The 15,218-nt window shown below is 39.2% G+C and carries 18 protein-coding genes, 1 other RNA gene and 2 riboswitches; of the genes, 12 read left to right on the top strand and 7 right to left on the bottom strand.

The window, feature by feature from the left end; translation table 11 throughout:
- Positions 1-172: 172 nt before the first annotated feature.
- A complete protein-coding gene (gene rpoN, locus CSV79_RS04210) occupies positions 173-1,459 on the top strand; it encodes an RNA polymerase factor sigma-54 (protein WP_199171868.1) in 1,287 nt (428 codons plus the stop codon).
- 23 nt (positions 1,460-1,482) lie between these two features.
- Here the strand turns inward: rpoN and tatC are convergent, their stop codons facing one another.
- Positions 1,483-2,289, bottom strand: a complete 807-nt coding sequence (gene tatC / locus CSV79_RS04205) for a twin-arginine translocase subunit TatC (protein WP_099687784.1) — start codon at positions 2,287-2,289, stop codon at positions 1,483-1,485.
- Positions 2,290-2,520 carry a twin-arginine translocase TatA/TatE family subunit gene (gene tatA / locus CSV79_RS04200; protein ID WP_099687783.1) on the bottom strand — a complete coding sequence of 77 codons (231 nt, stop codon included), beginning with the start codon at positions 2,518-2,520 and terminating at the stop codon, positions 2,290-2,292.
- Between the two features lie 179 nt (positions 2,521-2,699).
- On the opposite strand from tatA, the gene CSV79_RS04195 reads away from it, so the two are divergent.
- Genes CSV79_RS04195 through CSV79_RS04185 form a run of 3 tightly spaced genes read left to right on the top strand, consistent with a single transcriptional unit; the run spans position 2,700 to position 6,273 of the window.
- Positions 2,700-4,061, top strand: coding sequence for a spore germination protein (locus tag CSV79_RS04195; protein ID WP_233201358.1), 1,362 nt, complete (start codon positions 2,700-2,702; stop codon positions 4,059-4,061).
- Positions 4,058-5,155, top strand: a complete 1,098-nt coding sequence (locus CSV79_RS04190; RefSeq protein ID WP_099687781.1) for a GerAB/ArcD/ProY family transporter — start codon at positions 4,058-4,060, stop codon at positions 5,153-5,155. Before CSV79_RS04195 ends, CSV79_RS04190 begins: the two co-directional genes overlap by 4 nt.
- Positions 5,152-6,273: a Ger(x)C family spore germination protein gene (locus CSV79_RS04185; RefSeq protein WP_099687780.1), complete on the top strand. Its 1,122-nt coding sequence runs from the start codon at positions 5,152-5,154 to the stop codon at positions 6,271-6,273. The genes CSV79_RS04190 and CSV79_RS04185 overlap by 4 nt, the downstream gene beginning before the upstream one ends.
- A 226-nt stretch (positions 6,274-6,499) precedes the next feature.
- Here CSV79_RS04185 and CSV79_RS04180 read toward each other — a convergent pair whose 3' ends face one another.
- The 4 genes from CSV79_RS04180 to ssrS form a co-directional block, all read right to left on the bottom strand.
- Positions 6,500-6,697: a hypothetical protein gene (locus tag CSV79_RS04180; protein WP_099687779.1), complete on the bottom strand. Its 198-nt coding sequence runs from the start codon at positions 6,695-6,697 to the stop codon at positions 6,500-6,502.
- Positions 6,698-6,821: 124 nt separating this feature from the next.
- Positions 6,822-7,319, bottom strand: coding sequence for a DUF3231 family protein (locus CSV79_RS04175; RefSeq protein ID WP_099687778.1), 498 nt, complete (start codon positions 7,317-7,319; stop codon positions 6,822-6,824).
- A gap of 67 nt (positions 7,320-7,386) precedes the next feature.
- Positions 7,387-7,872: an antibiotic biosynthesis monooxygenase family protein gene (locus CSV79_RS04170; RefSeq protein WP_099687777.1), complete on the bottom strand. Its 486-nt coding sequence runs from the start codon at positions 7,870-7,872 to the stop codon at positions 7,387-7,389.
- Between the two features lie 319 nt (positions 7,873-8,191).
- A non-coding RNA gene (gene ssrS / locus CSV79_RS04165) (6S RNA) lies at positions 8,192-8,387 on the bottom strand.
- A 114-nt stretch (positions 8,388-8,501) separates the two neighbouring features.
- Here ssrS and CSV79_RS04160 point away from each other — a divergent pair.
- The 3 genes from CSV79_RS04160 to CSV79_RS04150 all read left to right on the top strand — a co-directional run bounded on the left by CSV79_RS04160 (position 8,502) and on the right by CSV79_RS04150 (position 9,884).
- Complete coding sequence (locus CSV79_RS04160; RefSeq protein WP_099687776.1) at positions 8,502-8,735, top strand: hypothetical protein; 234 nt, start codon at positions 8,502-8,504, stop codon at positions 8,733-8,735.
- 246 nt (positions 8,736-8,981) lie between these two features.
- The gene (locus tag CSV79_RS04155) at positions 8,982-9,497 is read left to right on the top strand and encodes a type 1 glutamine amidotransferase domain-containing protein (protein WP_099687775.1); all 516 of its coding nucleotides are present in this window, start codon (positions 8,982-8,984) and stop codon (positions 9,495-9,497) included.
- A 204-nt stretch (positions 9,498-9,701) separates the two neighbouring features.
- Positions 9,702-9,884 carry a hypothetical protein gene (locus CSV79_RS04150; protein WP_099687774.1) on the top strand — a complete coding sequence of 61 codons (183 nt, stop codon included), beginning with the start codon at positions 9,702-9,704 and terminating at the stop codon, positions 9,882-9,884.
- 67 nt (positions 9,885-9,951) lie between these two features.
- On the opposite strand, the gene CSV79_RS04145 is transcribed toward CSV79_RS04150, so the two are convergent.
- The gene (locus tag CSV79_RS04145) at positions 9,952-11,082 is read right to left on the bottom strand and encodes a methionine biosynthesis PLP-dependent protein (RefSeq protein WP_099687773.1); all 1,131 of its coding nucleotides are present in this window, start codon (positions 11,080-11,082) and stop codon (positions 9,952-9,954) included.
- 82 nt (positions 11,083-11,164) lie between these two features.
- A riboswitch (SAM riboswitch) is annotated at positions 11,165-11,269 on the bottom strand.
- Between the two features lie 154 nt (positions 11,270-11,423).
- Between CSV79_RS04145 and CSV79_RS04140 the strand changes: the two genes are divergently transcribed.
- The 5 genes from CSV79_RS04140 (at position 11,424) to CSV79_RS16735 (ending at position 14,855) form a co-directional block, all read left to right on the top strand.
- A complete protein-coding gene (locus CSV79_RS04140; protein WP_099687772.1) occupies positions 11,424-11,756 on the top strand; it encodes a DMT family transporter in 333 nt (110 codons plus the stop codon).
- Positions 11,757-11,758: 2 nt separating this feature from the next.
- Complete coding sequence (locus CSV79_RS04135; protein WP_099687771.1) at positions 11,759-12,073, top strand: DMT family transporter; 315 nt, start codon at positions 11,759-11,761, stop codon at positions 12,071-12,073.
- A 22-nt stretch (positions 12,074-12,095) separates the two neighbouring features.
- On the top strand, positions 12,096-12,605 hold the full coding sequence (locus CSV79_RS04130) for a methylated-DNA--[protein]-cysteine S-methyltransferase (RefSeq protein WP_233201369.1): 510 nt from the start codon (positions 12,096-12,098) through the stop codon (positions 12,603-12,605).
- 45 nt (positions 12,606-12,650) lie between these two features.
- A riboswitch (TPP riboswitch) is annotated at positions 12,651-12,772 on the top strand.
- A gap of 123 nt (positions 12,773-12,895) precedes the next feature.
- The gene (thiC, locus tag CSV79_RS04125) at positions 12,896-14,668 is read left to right on the top strand and encodes a phosphomethylpyrimidine synthase ThiC (protein ID WP_099687769.1); all 1,773 of its coding nucleotides are present in this window, start codon (positions 12,896-12,898) and stop codon (positions 14,666-14,668) included.
- Positions 14,669-14,684: 16 nt separating this feature from the next.
- Positions 14,685-14,855, top strand: coding sequence for a hypothetical protein (locus CSV79_RS16735; RefSeq protein ID WP_158232461.1), 171 nt, complete (start codon positions 14,685-14,687; stop codon positions 14,853-14,855).
- Positions 14,856-15,218: the final 363 nt, after the last annotated feature.

Below are 15,218 nucleotides of genomic sequence, written 5' to 3'. Positions count from 1 at the left end.
TAATGTCATAATATAGATTAAGTTATAGAGAGGATAGGTGATGATAGAAATACGTCAAAACTATTAATTTATATAGAATAATTTCATCTACATGTTAAGATAGACATAGACTAATGAAAGCGCATTCAAATGTCGGTCAGGAATATCAGTAGATAAATTGGAGGCGTATTATATGAAAATGGTGCTTCATCAAAGGCAAGAATTAAATTTAAGAATGACTACGGAACTTCGCCAAGCAATCGAGTTACTACAGCTTAATACACATGATTTGGAACTATATATTCGGGAACAAGAATTAGAAAATCCCTTAATTGAGTTAAAAGAACGTGAAAGAACTGATTCATTTCAGGAAAACGGGAGAAATTCAGTGGGAGGACAAGGACAGGATCCTCAGGAATGGATAAAAGAACAAACGTTAAGTATGCGAGATCAGCTAATTAAGCAGGTGAATGTCAATTTCACTGATAGTGATACAAAACGGTTACTGAAAACGTTGATTCATAATTTAGATGATAACGGATATTTATCTGAAGAAATGGTGTCGATGGATGCTTGCGAGTTGGAAAGAGGTATAGGGTTATTGCAGCAACTAGGACCTCCTGGTGTTGGTGCGCGGAATCTGCGCGAGTGTTTATTGCTTCAAGTTAAGCAATCGCAATCCCACCCTGAACTGGCTGAGGAATTCATTGCAAACTATTTATCTCTAGTAGCTGAGCGGAAATGGTCTGAAATTGCGAAGGGGATGGATATTACATTGCACCAAGTAAAGGATTTGTATGAGTATTTACTTACACTGAAACCACGTCCTTGCCCTGAACTTGTAGGAACAGAGATTGAATTCGTAACGCCTGATATTATCGTTACTGAGAAGGATGGTAACTTATCCTTTCATTTGAATGATCGTGGATTACCAAGAATTAGTTTGCGGCAGGAATATGTCTCCTCGCTACAAGGTTCGACAGAGCTATCATCATACTTGCATGAATATCATAAGAAAGCGCAGTGGCTTTTGTCGAGTATTGAACAACGGCGCCAGACAATTATTCGAATGGTGACGGAATTACTAGAAAAACAGCGGTTGTTTTTTCTAAATGGTAGTGAAGCGCTAGTGCCGATGACATTAAAGGATATTGCAGATCGTATTGAGATGCATGAATCGACAATTAGTCGTGTAGTATCGAACAAAATCATACAGACACCTGTGGGAACGTTCGAAATGAGTGCTTTGTTCACTTCCAGGTTAGACACAGAGACAGGTGCTAGTATTTCTCAAGCGACGGTTAAATCGTTACTAAGAACTTTGATTGCTGAAGAAGATAAACGAAAACCTTTATCTGATCAGAAAATTGCTGATCATTTTAGGGAAGTGAAAGGAGTGACGATATCACGGAGAACGGTAAGTAAATATCGTGAAGAGCTAAAAATACCAACTTCAAGTAAACGGAAAGCAATTGTGTAGATTATCCACATAACAAAAGCCAATCACGCTGGCCGTGATTGGCTTTCTTCTGCTTTCATTTGCGAACGTTTTTCCATATGCATGACTAACCGGATACTCGCTTCATAAAGTCCCATCATCGGAATCAGTACGATTAATTGACTTAGAAAATCAGGTGGTGTAATCAATGCCGAAAGTACACCTAACGTCACATAAGACCACTTTCGCACTCTCTTCATCGTGTCGCCAGTCAACAAACCAATCGCAGCTAAAAACATCGCGACCATTGGCAACTCGAACAATAAACCGATCGGCATAGTCGTAAGCAATAAAAATCGTGCGTATTCCTGTGCAGAAATCATAATATCGAAATTCATCGCCCCGAGCGAAATAAGGAAGTTATAGCTCAGCGGATTGACGACAAAATAACCGAATGCTAAACCTACTGTAAATAGTAAAAACATCACAGGGGAGTACAGGCTTAGAAAACGACTTTCGCGCTCATTCAATCCTGGTTTGACAAAGTGCCATAAAAAATTACAGACAAAAGGTAAGGCTAAACCAAATGCTAAAGCTGCAGAGACTGACATATAGAAAGAAATTATTTCCATCGGGCTTAGTACAATTAACTTATGTCCTCTTGTAACATAAGGAAACCAAAGGTTAATTGTACTGAAGACGCCAATGAAAAATATTAAAAAGATAGCAACGCTTTTAATCAACTGTTTACGTAAATCGGTTAAGTGATCTACAACTGTAGGCTCAAGCAAAGAGTCTTCTATAGAAATAGAATCAACCGATTCGGTAGATTCAACAGATTCATTTGTTTGTTTTTGTTCGGAGGGTGTCAATTATTTCACCTGCTCTTTTGGTTCTACTTTCTGCGCTTCGATTTTCTTCGGCTCATCATCGTCATCCATGATGTCTTTTGCGGATTTTTTGAATTCGGCTAATGTTTTTCCTACTGCAGAACCGACTTCAGGTAGTTTGCGCGGTCCGAATAGTATTAAAATGATGACTAAGATAATAATTAGTCCCGGTACCCCAATGGCAGCTAAATTCATGGCTCTTCCTCCTCCCATTCTTTAAAAATCATAGTCCTCTTTTTATAATAACCACTTTAAGCTGATTTGAAACAATTTCCCGAAGAGTATATTGAGTTGGTAAATCGCATGACTTCTTAGTCTTTACTGATTAAAAATTCCAGTATTCGGACAAACTAAACAATACATACTTACGCGCGAAGAAAGAAGTGATGATTTTGGGTGAAGTAGAAAACGAAGCACCGGCCTATTTAAATCGGCTTGCCAAACAATTGGCACCTTCTGCCGATGTAGTGAAAAAAACATTGAAAAGTAAAGAACGGATTGTCCATTTGCTGTATTTGAAAAGTGTAGTAGACATGATGCAACTGCAAGAAATTATTGTAAAGCCTTTCTATGAATTACCCAAAGAACAAAACTTTGCGGACTATATTGGGTCCTTACCTTACGAAACAAATATGCCTTCAGGTGATGAGGATGTTCTTATTGAAATAACAAAAGGGAATGTCTTTGTCATGCTTGACAAGCAAATCAACTTACTTGAATTAAAAATGATAGCGTCTAATACAGTGCAAGAGGCGAAGATGGAACCGACCATTCACGGCCCACAACTAGGCTTAAGTGATAGTTTGGAGACAAATATTAATGTGATTCGCCAACGTTATCATCAGCCTTCACTTATCATCGAGACATTGCAGTTAGAAGAGGCTTCAAATCGATCATACGCGTTAGTTTATGATAAAGATATTGTTCGTCCTAAGTTGTTGAAAGTTTTAAAAAAGCGTATTCAGTCGATAGATGCAAAATTAATTCAGGGGAGTTCGGATCTTCAGCATCATATGAACGATGTGAAATATAGTTTATTTCCAACGACCCTTCTTACGGAACGACCCGATCGAGTCCTTCATAATATGGCAGCTGGAAAAGTAATTATTATAGTAGACGGAAGTCCACATGCTCTAATAGCACCCACTGTATTTTTTGATTTTATGGCTTCAATGGAAGATAATTATTACTCATTTTGGGTAGTTAAATTAATTCAATTTCTTCGTTATGGTGGATTGTTTACTTGTATTATGTTGCCGGCTTTATATGTTGGTATTACGTCTTACACACCAGATGTTTTCCGAACAGAGCTTGCATTGACAGTGGCGGCAAGTCGAATTGGTGTACCGTATCCTTCTTTTATCGAAGTGTTTTTTATGCTGATATTCATAGAACTACTAACAGAAGCTAGTATGCGGTTGCCTACTACCATTAGTGCGACAGCGACTACTGTTGGTGGATTGATCTTAGGAACTGCTGCAGTAGAGGCTGCGCTAACTTCAAATATTTTGGTCATCGTTGTATCATTAGTAGCTATTTCCACATTCGTCATACCGATTAGTGAGATGAATTATGCAATTAGAGTTTGTCGTTTTTTATTATTGATCTATACAACAGTATTTGGTCTAGCAGGTTTAGTTCTTGGTATGTTGGGGTTAATTATCTATTTAGTGAATAAGGATAGCTTTGGTGAGCCGTACTTACGATTGTTCTGGAAAAACCGCCAAGAAGAATTAGAGGCGGATGAACAATGAGTCGCTTTGTTTATTACTTATTAATCTCCAATATGGTGGCTAATGTCATTGCTGCTGGACCAAGAATTTTATTTAGTAAAAGTGAACAAGGGGCCATTGTATCAATGGTTCTTGCACTGTTTTTTGGAGTGTTTATCAATTGGGCACTAATTAGATCTTTTAAAGCGTTTCCAGGTAAGAGCCTTCCGCAAATTTTAGATTTATATGTAAATAGATGGATTTCAATACCCATTTTGTTGGTACTTGGGACGATCTGGTATATCGCGGGTCTGCAGACGTTAATAACATACGTCGATTTATTGTTACGGTTTTTAACTCCAGAAATGTCTGTATTCACAACCTTGTCTATGTTTATTGTTGTGATTAGCTTTGGTGTTATTATGAAGAGTCGTAGTATTCTATTCACACTTGAACTTGTGTTTGTTTTGCTATTACCTTTTGCTATTTACTATGTAGTAAAGCTTTATTTTTCACCGCAAATCAGTTGGGACCATGTAAAGTTAGCGATGACGTTTATCGATAATCCTCCAAATTATTTAGTCTTTTCAACAACATTGTTTTTCTTCACTGGAACGTTTGACATTATAATTCTCAATTCTCTTTTTAAAAAGAAAATGACGTTCGGCCTGAAACAAGCTACTCTCGTTTTCCTATTGGGAGTGTTCACCATCTTCACGACTTATTTTATTCCTATTGGTGTATTAGGATTTGATCGTATTGAAGATATTATTTACCCTTGGATCTTTACGAGTGATTCTATTCGAATGAAGTATGGAGTGATTGAGCGTGTCGTATTTATCTTCTTGTTAATCTTCTTGGCGATCGCATTTTTAAATATCGTAATACATTGGCACATCTCATTTAATTTATTTGAAAATGTATTTCGTTTGAAAAAGTCAATGACTGATAAAGGAAAAACTATACGTACTTGTCTACTTCTGGTGGTTTTTTGGGTAGTGGCATTTCTCGTCACGGTAAAATTGACGGAGTATGATTTGTTTACCTATAGTTCCTATTATTTCAACCTAATGTTTGTTGTAATCATTGGATTGTTAGGTTTGTTATGGGTTCTAAATAGGAGGGCGAAGTCATGAGAAACTCCCCAATTATAAAAGTGTTAATAATGGCATTGTTGCTAGGGAGTGTGTTGCTACAAACAGGTTGTGCTTTTAAAGATATTGATAAACGCCTTTTTGTAGCTGCGGTTGGTATAGACCCTTCAGACAAATTTGATAAAGGTTTTAAAGTAACATTGAAAATCGCATTACCGTTTGGTGCTATTAAAAGCTCGACAAAACCAGGCTATGCTTATATATCTGAGGAAGGAGCCTCTGTTGGTGAAGCGATTCGTTTGTTGGAAACGCATGTGGATAAAGTGTTGGAACTGGGACATATGAAGACAATTGTTATTCACGAGGAACTTTTGGCAGGACATTTGCAAGAATTTATGGACTATTTTGTAAGACGCGCTGATATTCAACAGATTGCCTACGTCGCTGCAGCTAGACCATCGGCAGAAACCATACTGAAAGTCGAGCCATCGACTGAAGCGCCAGCCTCGGTCGCATTATTTAACCTCTTCGGGGATTCCGCAATTGAAAGCCCATTTATCGTTACGACGTACTTATTTCAATTACGTAGGGATCATTTGGCAAAAGGGATTAATTCCGTCCTGCCATTAATCGAGACGAACGAAAAAAAAGATGAGTTAATAGTGAATAATTCAGTTGTTATCTCTAGGGAGAAAGAACCGGTTATTCTCAGTATTGTGGAAACTAAATATTATGATTCACTATTAAAAGGTTCTACAGGCTTTACTTATCAAGTTAAAAATGATCAATTGAAGTTACTGTTGGATATTAGTGAAAGTAAGATGAGCTATAAAATTAGTGAAAGTAAAAATCAAACGCCAAAGACAATTGAGGTTCACATTAAACTGAAAGGAATTATTGGAGAGTCAAATAAGAAACTTTCCGTATCCAAGTTAGATGAGTACAATCACATGGCATCCAAAGAAGTGCAAAAAAAAGCATATCATTTTTTCAAAAGAATGCAGGAAGAAAATTTAGATCCTTTCGGCTTCGGATTGCATTACCGTAGTACTCGATTACATCGAAGGGATGTAGTGAAGATGTGGGAAAATGCGTATCCGACGATTGAATTTAAAGTAAAGGCAGACGTCAAATTACAAAGTACAGGAACAATAGAATAGTTCTGAAAAAACACATCATCCTAGAACAGCAAGGATGATGTGTTTTTTTTGAAGTGTAACAGGGTGCATTGTATAGTTGATCCTGTACCCTTTTATCAAATAACTACTTTTTTCTTTTGATTTCACCCAAACACCATTTTCATGTATAAATAAAACACCCTATAAGAGGGACTTTCTCAAAGCGTCCTTCTTATAGGGTATAGTTTATTAAATTATTCAGACCTGTTTACTTTCTGTTGTTACGACGTTCTTTGTTTTCTATACCGTTTGGCTGTTCACGTTTCTGATCGAAGTTAAACTCTTCTCCAAACTCCATGTTTTCAGGTTGTCCCTGACGCTGGTTTTGATTTGGTTGCCCTTGACGCTGACGCTGATTTTGATTTGGTTGTTCTTGACGTTGACGATCTTCTTTTCGTTTATTCATTGTATGCACTTCCTTTTCGATTGTTAGTGGACTAGCCATCTACACAGATAGCTTGTGCAGAATTGAACAAACTATTACATCAAAAAAAGAAATTTCACTGTGACCAGTGAAATTTCTTTTAGGATTAATTCATATGAAAGGGTGGAGGGAAAATCCATCCTTTTTCTTTGTTCAAACTTAGTAGCTTTGCACCGAATGCTGTTTTTTCCATATGAGCTTTGGCAAACATGGCGGCAACATCCTCACGCAAGCATTGACCCATCGCCAAACTGCATGAAACGAGTCCTTGACCAACATTAATGGAAATAGCTCCACTTATTTCTTGATCCATAAAGAGAACGCCCGCAGGAATGTCCTCACGATTACATTTCGGTCTCTCTGGTAACGCGGGAGGAGGCGTGATACCATTCGCTTTTAATACTTTACCGAATGAGGCATTCTCAGATTTCATCGTCTTAATCGCTTGTTCTAGTAATTCTTTGAGATCTGCATCACCTGCTTGATTGACAAAGGCTTCGTAGCCACTGATTAAACCGTTATTGGCTCCAATAAATGCCCAAATTGCAGTCACTTCACCATAGTGTAACGGCTCGTCTTTTGAATTGCCATCTAAAATACCCAATAAATCCACTCCTTACGTATGATAAACGTTCAGGAGTAGTATGGTCGTAAATTAATCTTTTATACAATTACTTTTTATACGTTGTAACAAATGAAGGTCTTGGGAAGATATTCGGACGTTTATCGACACCGTCATCTGTGCCGCGTTTGGCGTGCGCTTTTCCATAAGCCTGTGAAGACTGCCAAGCTGTAAAGGATTCTTCATCTTCCCACATAGTCAAAATGACATATGTATCGGAATCTATAGGACGTAGTACACGAATGGCTACGAAACCTGGTTCCGCCTCAATTAAACGCGCACGATTACTAAAACGTTGTTCAAAAATCTCGCGGCCATCTTCGGACACGGGTATATTATTCAACACTGCGAAACGTCCAGAAGGTAGGTCGCCGCTATGATCCATTACTTCATATTCGACCGTGTTTTCTAAGTGTGTAGCTTCAGCTTCCTGTAATACTAAAACTTCCTCGTCATTATTCATAAGAATCGCATGGGTATCTTCGGGTAAGTGACCTGCATCTTCAAGCGGACCTGTCCATTTAAATAATTTCATAGTAAACACCTCGTCATTTTTAATGATTGGTACTAGTATAACTGAGAAATGAAAGTGCTTTCAATGAATAAGGAATGAGTTATTTACATTTAAGCATAAATGGGAGCGGAAAATACAAAATAAATTACATGTGGTAGGCTAGTACATATGGAGATGTGCTATGTCAACTTGAGGAATGCTTAAAACATGACTGAGGTCACTGTCGAAAGTGTGAAAAAAACTTGCCGTAAATGTGCAGAATCCTGTAGCGATGTGGCTTGATTGATAGACATATAAAAAAACACCTTCCTTTTTAAAAAGGAAGGTGTTTTCTCGGTTTATAAAAGCCGTCTTTGCCGTAGTTTAGTCATAGAAAGTTTTAAACCACCACTCCTCAAAGTGGGTGTTTGCGGAAACGTTCCTGTTTGTCCGAATTGCTAAAATGGAACTCGGCACGCCATTCCCGTTTCGTAATAAACTCCCTTTTACAGCTTAAAGGTTAAAACTTAATGTACATACGAACAATACAGCTTGTAAACTAATAGTACACCCAGTCGCATAAAATTGCAAATGGAAACTTTTGTTGCGAGTTGAATCTTAAACGGCAGGTTGAACGTATAGTGAAGAAACCGCAAAGGAGCGACCGCTCTATGGAAACTAATAAAAAGACTCATGAAAAACAGGAACTAGTTACAAGGGAATCGCATGAAATCAGTACGCTAAATCAAGAAGTGGAAGAATTACGTAAGGAAGTAAAGCAACTTCGAGAAGATCTCGAGTTGATCGACGTGTTCCAAAAGAAACCTGTTGTAACCGCTGACGTCATCGGAGTTGTCGGGTTTTATATTATCGCTGCACTTGTTATTATTGGAGTATTTTTTTAACTGCGTTCAGAGAGTCCGGTGAAGACTGTAATTCGGACGAGTGCAAAAGATCGTATCAAATTCGGTAGAGCATTTTCCGGTCCGGAGCTTCATATAGGCACACGAAAACACATGTTTATGAAGAATGTAGCGAATGTCACTGCACGTTTAAATGCATAAGAAGTAGACTTTGGTTGATGGATGTTTAAGGAACGTACACTTGTGGAACAGTAAATATAGAACATCAACTAAGGAGTGGTAAGCAATATGGCTAAAATTGCAACGGTATTAGGAGATATGTTTGAAGACTCAGAGTATCTGAAACCAGCGAAGGCTTATAAAGATGCTGGTCATGAAATGGAAGTCATTGGGACGGAAGCTGGAGCGGAAGTTACGGGTATGAAAGAGAATACAGCAGTGAAACTAGATAAATCAATTGATAATGTGAAGTCGTCTGATTATGATGCATTATTCATTCCAGGTGGATTCTCACCGGATATTTTGCGTGGGGACGACCGTTTCGTAAAGTTTGCCAAAGAGTTCATGGATGCAGACAAACCAGTATTCGCAATCTGTCACGGACCTCAGCTGTTAATTACAGCAAAGACTTTAGAAGGACGTGACGCAACAGGGTATAAATCTATTCGCGTCGATATGGAGTATGCGGGTGCAAAGTTTGCAGACAAAGAAGTAGTCGTCTGTCAAAATCAGCTTGTTACAAGTCGTCAACCAGACGATATTCCAGCATTCAATCGCGAGTCATTGAAGTTACTAGCGAAATAATTATACATGAAAAGGTCCAAGTAGTTTGCTTGGGCCTTTTTTTGACGTGAACAAACATAACTTTTTCCTTCACTGCATAGACTACAAATAAATTAATCATTCAATGAAAAATATTCTCATTTATACTTGAAAAACGTTCTCAATGGGAGTATGCTAAAAGCAACGAAATATTCGGAATCATAACTTGAAAGGTCGGGGTGTACAATGTATAAAGTAGTTGTGTTGGCAGTTTTGGCAGGAATCGGATTTGGTGCAGCAGCAGGATTTTCTTTAGGAAACCAAGAGATGACAGGTATGTTAGCGGGAATCGCAGCACTAGCATTCATTGCAGCCCCGGCAGCAGTCGTTTACTCAAATGAAAAGAAAAAATGGCAGCAAGCTCATTAATGCAAAAAAGACATCCTAGTTGGATGTCTTTTTTGTATCTTTATGAAAAATTCTAAGACAAGTAAACTTATTGAACTTTCACGCCTTCTACTGCCTCTTTTGCAGCATAAAGTGCTTGTTTAACATCGGCGATTAAATCTTCAATATCTTCAACGCCTACAGAAAAACGTAGTAGACGATCATCGACGCCGCGACGATTCCGTTCTTCGATTGGAATATCCATATGTGTTTGTGTCGTTGGGTATGTGATGAAACTTTCCACTCCGCCAAGGCTCTCCGCAAATGAAATAAGTTGCATATTTTCTAGGAATGGACCAACCCATTCGCTATTTTGTACACGGAAAGATACCATGCCACCGATTCCCGCATAGAGCACATCCACAATTAAAGGTTCTTCTTCCAAATAGGCAACCATCGCTTTTGCATTGGCATCATGTTGTTTCATACGTAAGTGTAACGTTTTCAGCCCGCGGACAATGAGCCATGAATCAAGTGGAGAAAGTGTTGCACCAATCGCGTTATGATTCGTGAACAAACGCTCGCAAAGTTCTTCACCTTTTGCGACAACTAGACCAGCAAGCACGTCATTATGCCCACCGATATATTTTGTTGCGCTATGGATGACGATATCTGCACCTTCTTCAATCGGACGCTGGAAATAGGGTGTTAAGAATGTATTATCGACAACTAACAGTAAGTTGTGCTTTTTTGCGAGCGCTGCATAGATTGAAATATTTATATTCAACATAAGCGGATTTGTAGGCGTTTCCAAGAATATTGCTTTTGTGCGCTCTGTAATTGCCTGTTCCACTTCCGCGACATCTTCAAATGATAAGTAGCGTGTCGTAATCTGATACGTTTGTTCGTATTGATTGAACAAACGATAGGTTCCACCATACAAATCTTCGGGCGCAAGTATTTCATCGCCTGTTTTGAACAGAGATAGAATTAGCTGAATTGCTGCCATTCCAGAGCTACAAGCAAACCCTTGATCGCCGGTTTCTAGATTAGCGATTCCCTCTTCTAGAACGGAGCGTGTCGGATTTTTTGTTCGCGTGTAATCATATCCAGTAGATTTTCCAAGTCCTTCATGATGATAAGCAGTCGATAAGTAAATAGGGGTATTGACCGCACCAGTTCTCTTATCTGTGTTATTTCCTAATTGTACTAATCTTGTTTCTAATCCGTTGTTTGTCATCAACCTTCATCCCCCTTAGAAAAATAAAAAAAGACCTCTTCTTTTCGAATAGGCCCTCGAACATACAAGTTAGTTTGTCATATACTCATCTTCAAGGTGAGTGTTCACCCTTGGAATTAGCACCATGCCGATACGGCTGGTTGCTGAGACATCTTTGGGCCTATCCCTCCGTCTCTCTCGATAAGAATATTCATAATATAGGCAATACTATAGACAAACTCATTCTATCATGCGGACATAGTAGATGCAAGTCACCCTCTTAGATGATGGGTTCATTTTTTGTTCCGCCTAAAGATTTGTTATACTAAAAGGTACGTAGTGAGTGAAAGGGGACGAACGCATTGGCTTGGGGTTATGTCGCTTTAGCGGCGCTCGTAGAGATCTTTTGGGTAGTTGGATTACGCTACTCGGGGACTTTTTTGCAATGGGCTGGTACGACCGTAGCGATTATCAGTAGTTTTTACTTCATCATTAAAGCGTGTGAGAAACTCCCATCAGGAACTGTTTATGCTGTATTTACGGGAGCAGGAGCCGCTGCGATTTTAATAGTGGATATACTTGTTTTCAAAGCAGGCTTCACATGGATCACCTTGTCATTTATCGCGTTGATTGTAATCGGAGTCGTCGGTATTAAGATGACAACGGATGAAGCCGATCAGCAAGGAGGCGATTAATCATGGCTTGGGTCTACTTAGTGATTGCCAGTCTAGGAGAGATTTTTGGTGTCATAAGTATCAATTATTATTTACAGAAGCGTTCGATGAAACGATTATTTCTTATTGTGGGCATCTTTAGCTTTGGCTTTGTATTTCTATCCCTTGCTATGCGTGAAATTCAAATGAGTACAGCTTATGCTATCTGGACAGGCTTTGGTGCGGCGGGTGCGGTAGTAATGGGGATTGTCATTTTTAAAGAGTCTGCTAGCGTTAAGCGCATCTTCTTTTTATCGTTAATTATAGTAGGGGCTGTTGGTTTGAAGTTATTCGGCTAACTGAAAGGGTGTAAAGGTATTGGTGTATTGGACCAAGTTTCAATTTGTTAAATGGCAAGTAACGTTGGCAGCTACTGAACAAGGTCTTTGTTACGTAGGATTGGCTGACGATAGCGAACAATGTATGTTCGACTGGTGTTACAAGAAATTCGGTAAAGTAGAAATGGTGAAAGGTGCTAATAGGTTGGCAACTTATGCAAATGAAATTGCTAAGTATTTATCTGGTGTACAGACAGATTTTATAGACTTGCCGATTGATCGACAAGGCACGCCATTCCAACTTCAAGTATGGCACGCCCTTCAAGAAATACCTTATGGGGACACGGTCAGTTATTCAGTCATTGCTAATAGCATTGGCAAACCATCTGCTGTTCGAGCAGTAGCTTCTGCCATCGGAAATAATCCGTTGCTGCTAGTGATTCCCTGTCATCGGGTCGTTGGAAAAGACGGTAGCTTGTCGGGGTACCGAGATGGAAAAGAAGTAAAGGCGCAGTTGCATCAGTTGGAAAATAGTTCAAAGACAATTGGTTGACAATGTAGAAGTCTATGCTAAAATGGAAATGTTCGACAATTTAATAATCATAACTAGGGGTGTCCAGCTAAACTGGACTGAGATGGAATGAAATGAATCGCAAGCATTCCGAACTCTTTGGACCTGATCTGGCTCGTACCAGCGTGGGGAAGTTTTATCTTTCAATCGACGTGCTTATTTGTGCGTTTTAGAAGGCCAGGTCCATTACGATGGGACTGGTCTTTTTTTCGTCGATTCCCTTTACTTGTATGTAGTCATGGTCTACCCTCGAAAAAGGAGACGATGACAAAGTGAAAAAAGCAACAGAAGAAATCCAGATTCATACGTGTTTTCCGGCAAGTAAAAAGGTGTATGTACAAGGTAGTCGTCCAGATATCCTTGTCCCAATGCGCGAAATCACCTTATCATCCACTGTGACTGAGCAAGGAGAATTTCCAAATGAACCTTTGCGAATCTATGATACAAGTGGAAAGTACACAGAAGCTGAATATGAAATAGATATAGAAAAAGGACTTCCTGCGATTAAAAGAGCTTGGATTCTTGAGCGGAATGATGTGGAAGAATACGAAGGACGAGAAGTGAAGCCGCAAGATAACGGTTTTCGTACGTCGGAACAGATGAACAATGCTCAGCAATTTCCTTTATTAAAACGCAAACCGTTACGTGCGAAAAAAGGACGTAATGTAACACAAATGTACTATGCCCGACAAGGAATCATTACACCTGAGATGGAGTTTATTGCAATTCGTGAATCGGTAGATCCAGAGCTAGTTCGCGATGAAGTCGCTAGAGGACGGGCAATTATCCCTAGCAATATCAATCATCCAGAAGCGGAGCCGATGATTATCGGAAGTAAGTTCCATGTTAAGATTAATGCCAATATCGGCAACTCTGCAGTGTCCTCATCGATTACTGAAGAGGTTGAGAAGATGACATGGGCTACACGTTGGGGTGCAGATAATATTATGGATTTATCTACAGGAAAGAATATTCATACGACACGTGAATGGATTATTCGGAACTCTCCTGTACCGGTTGGAACTGTGCCGCTTTATCAAGCACTTGAAAAAGTAAATGGTCGGGTGGAAGATCTATCCTGGGAAGTGTTTCGTGATACGTTAATCGAGCAAGCGGAACAAGGTGTTAGCTATTTCACGATTCATGCGGGGGTGTTATTGCGTTATATTCCTATGACAGTGAATCGTATGACGGGCATCGTGTCACGTGGCGGTTCAATTATGGCGCAATGGTGTATGTTAAAACACCAAGAAAGTTTTCTTTATACACACTTTGAGGAAATCTGTGAAATTATGAAACAATATGATATTGCTTTTTCTTTAGGAGATGGTTTACGTCCGGGTTCAATTGCAGATGCCAATGACGAGGCCCAATTCGCAGAACTTGAAACGCTTGGTGAGCTGACGAAAATTGCTTGGAAGCATAATGTGCAAGTGATGGTTGAAGGGCCAGGCCACGTCCCGATGCATTTGATCAAAGAAAATATGGATAAGCAAAAAGAGATATGTCAAGAAGCTCCATTTTATACATTAGGTCCGTTGACGACAGATATTGCGCCTGCCTATGATCATATTACGTCTGCAATCGGGGCAGCGATGATTGGTTGGTTTGGTACGGCGATGCTTTGTTATGTAACGCCAAAAGAGCATCTTGGCTTACCGAATAAAGAGGACGTACGCGAAGGCGTCATTACGTATAAAATAGCAGCGCATGCAGCGGATTTAGCGAAAGGACATCCGAATGCACAAAAACGTGATGATGCTTTATCTAAAGCACGTTTTGAATTCCGTTGGCAGGATCAATTCAATTTAAGCTTGGATCCTGAGCGTGCCATGGAATATCATGACGAAACCTTACCGGCTGAAGGTGCGAAAGTAGCTCACTTTTGTTCTATGTGCGGACCCAAATTCTGTAGTATGCGAATTTCCCACGATATACGTAAGTATGCAGATGAAAATAGCTTGGAAGAAAAGCTAGCAATTGAACAAGGTTTGCAAAGTAAAGCAGATGAATTCAAAAAGTCAGGTGCGGAAATCTATCTCTGAATAAGGAGTGAGTCATATGTCAACGGCGAATTCGTTAGTACATCTCATTGCTTTACAACGTCAAAGTTTGCGTCAATTGGAATTGCAATTAAACGAGATACAAGCTAATTGCATTCATCGATTTACAGAATCAACTACACATCGAGAATGTGAGAAATGCAAGTTCGTAGAAAGTATTCATTACTAAGTAAACTAGAAAGAGCTAGCTAGACTTTGCTCTTTCTAGTTTTTTTGTCTTTTAAATATATAGAATGCACATGGTAGACAAATATAGACTATAATGATTTCACAAGACAAGAGTGGCCGAACGCAAAATACAAATATTTTAAGCCGAAAAAGATTTACGAAGTAGTAGCGGAAACGTTAGTAGAATTAATACGTTGTGGCGAATTAACGCTTGTAGATAAATTAGATTCAGTTCCACAAATAGGGGAGAATTCCGGCACTTGAAGATTGACTATTCTAAAAACATTGACTTCCGCGTGTGCGATGGAATAGATTGAGATACGACAGCGGATTGTATGCACATAGAAGTGACTTGATTTCTTTT

This window comes from Sporosarcina sp. P13, from assembly GCF_002743055.1.
In the GTDB taxonomy this organism is placed as follows: Bacteria; Bacillota; Bacilli; order Bacillales_A; family Planococcaceae; genus Sporosarcina.
Note: the sequence above shows the minus strand (reverse complement) of the source record. Positions and strands in the feature narration are given on the sequence as shown.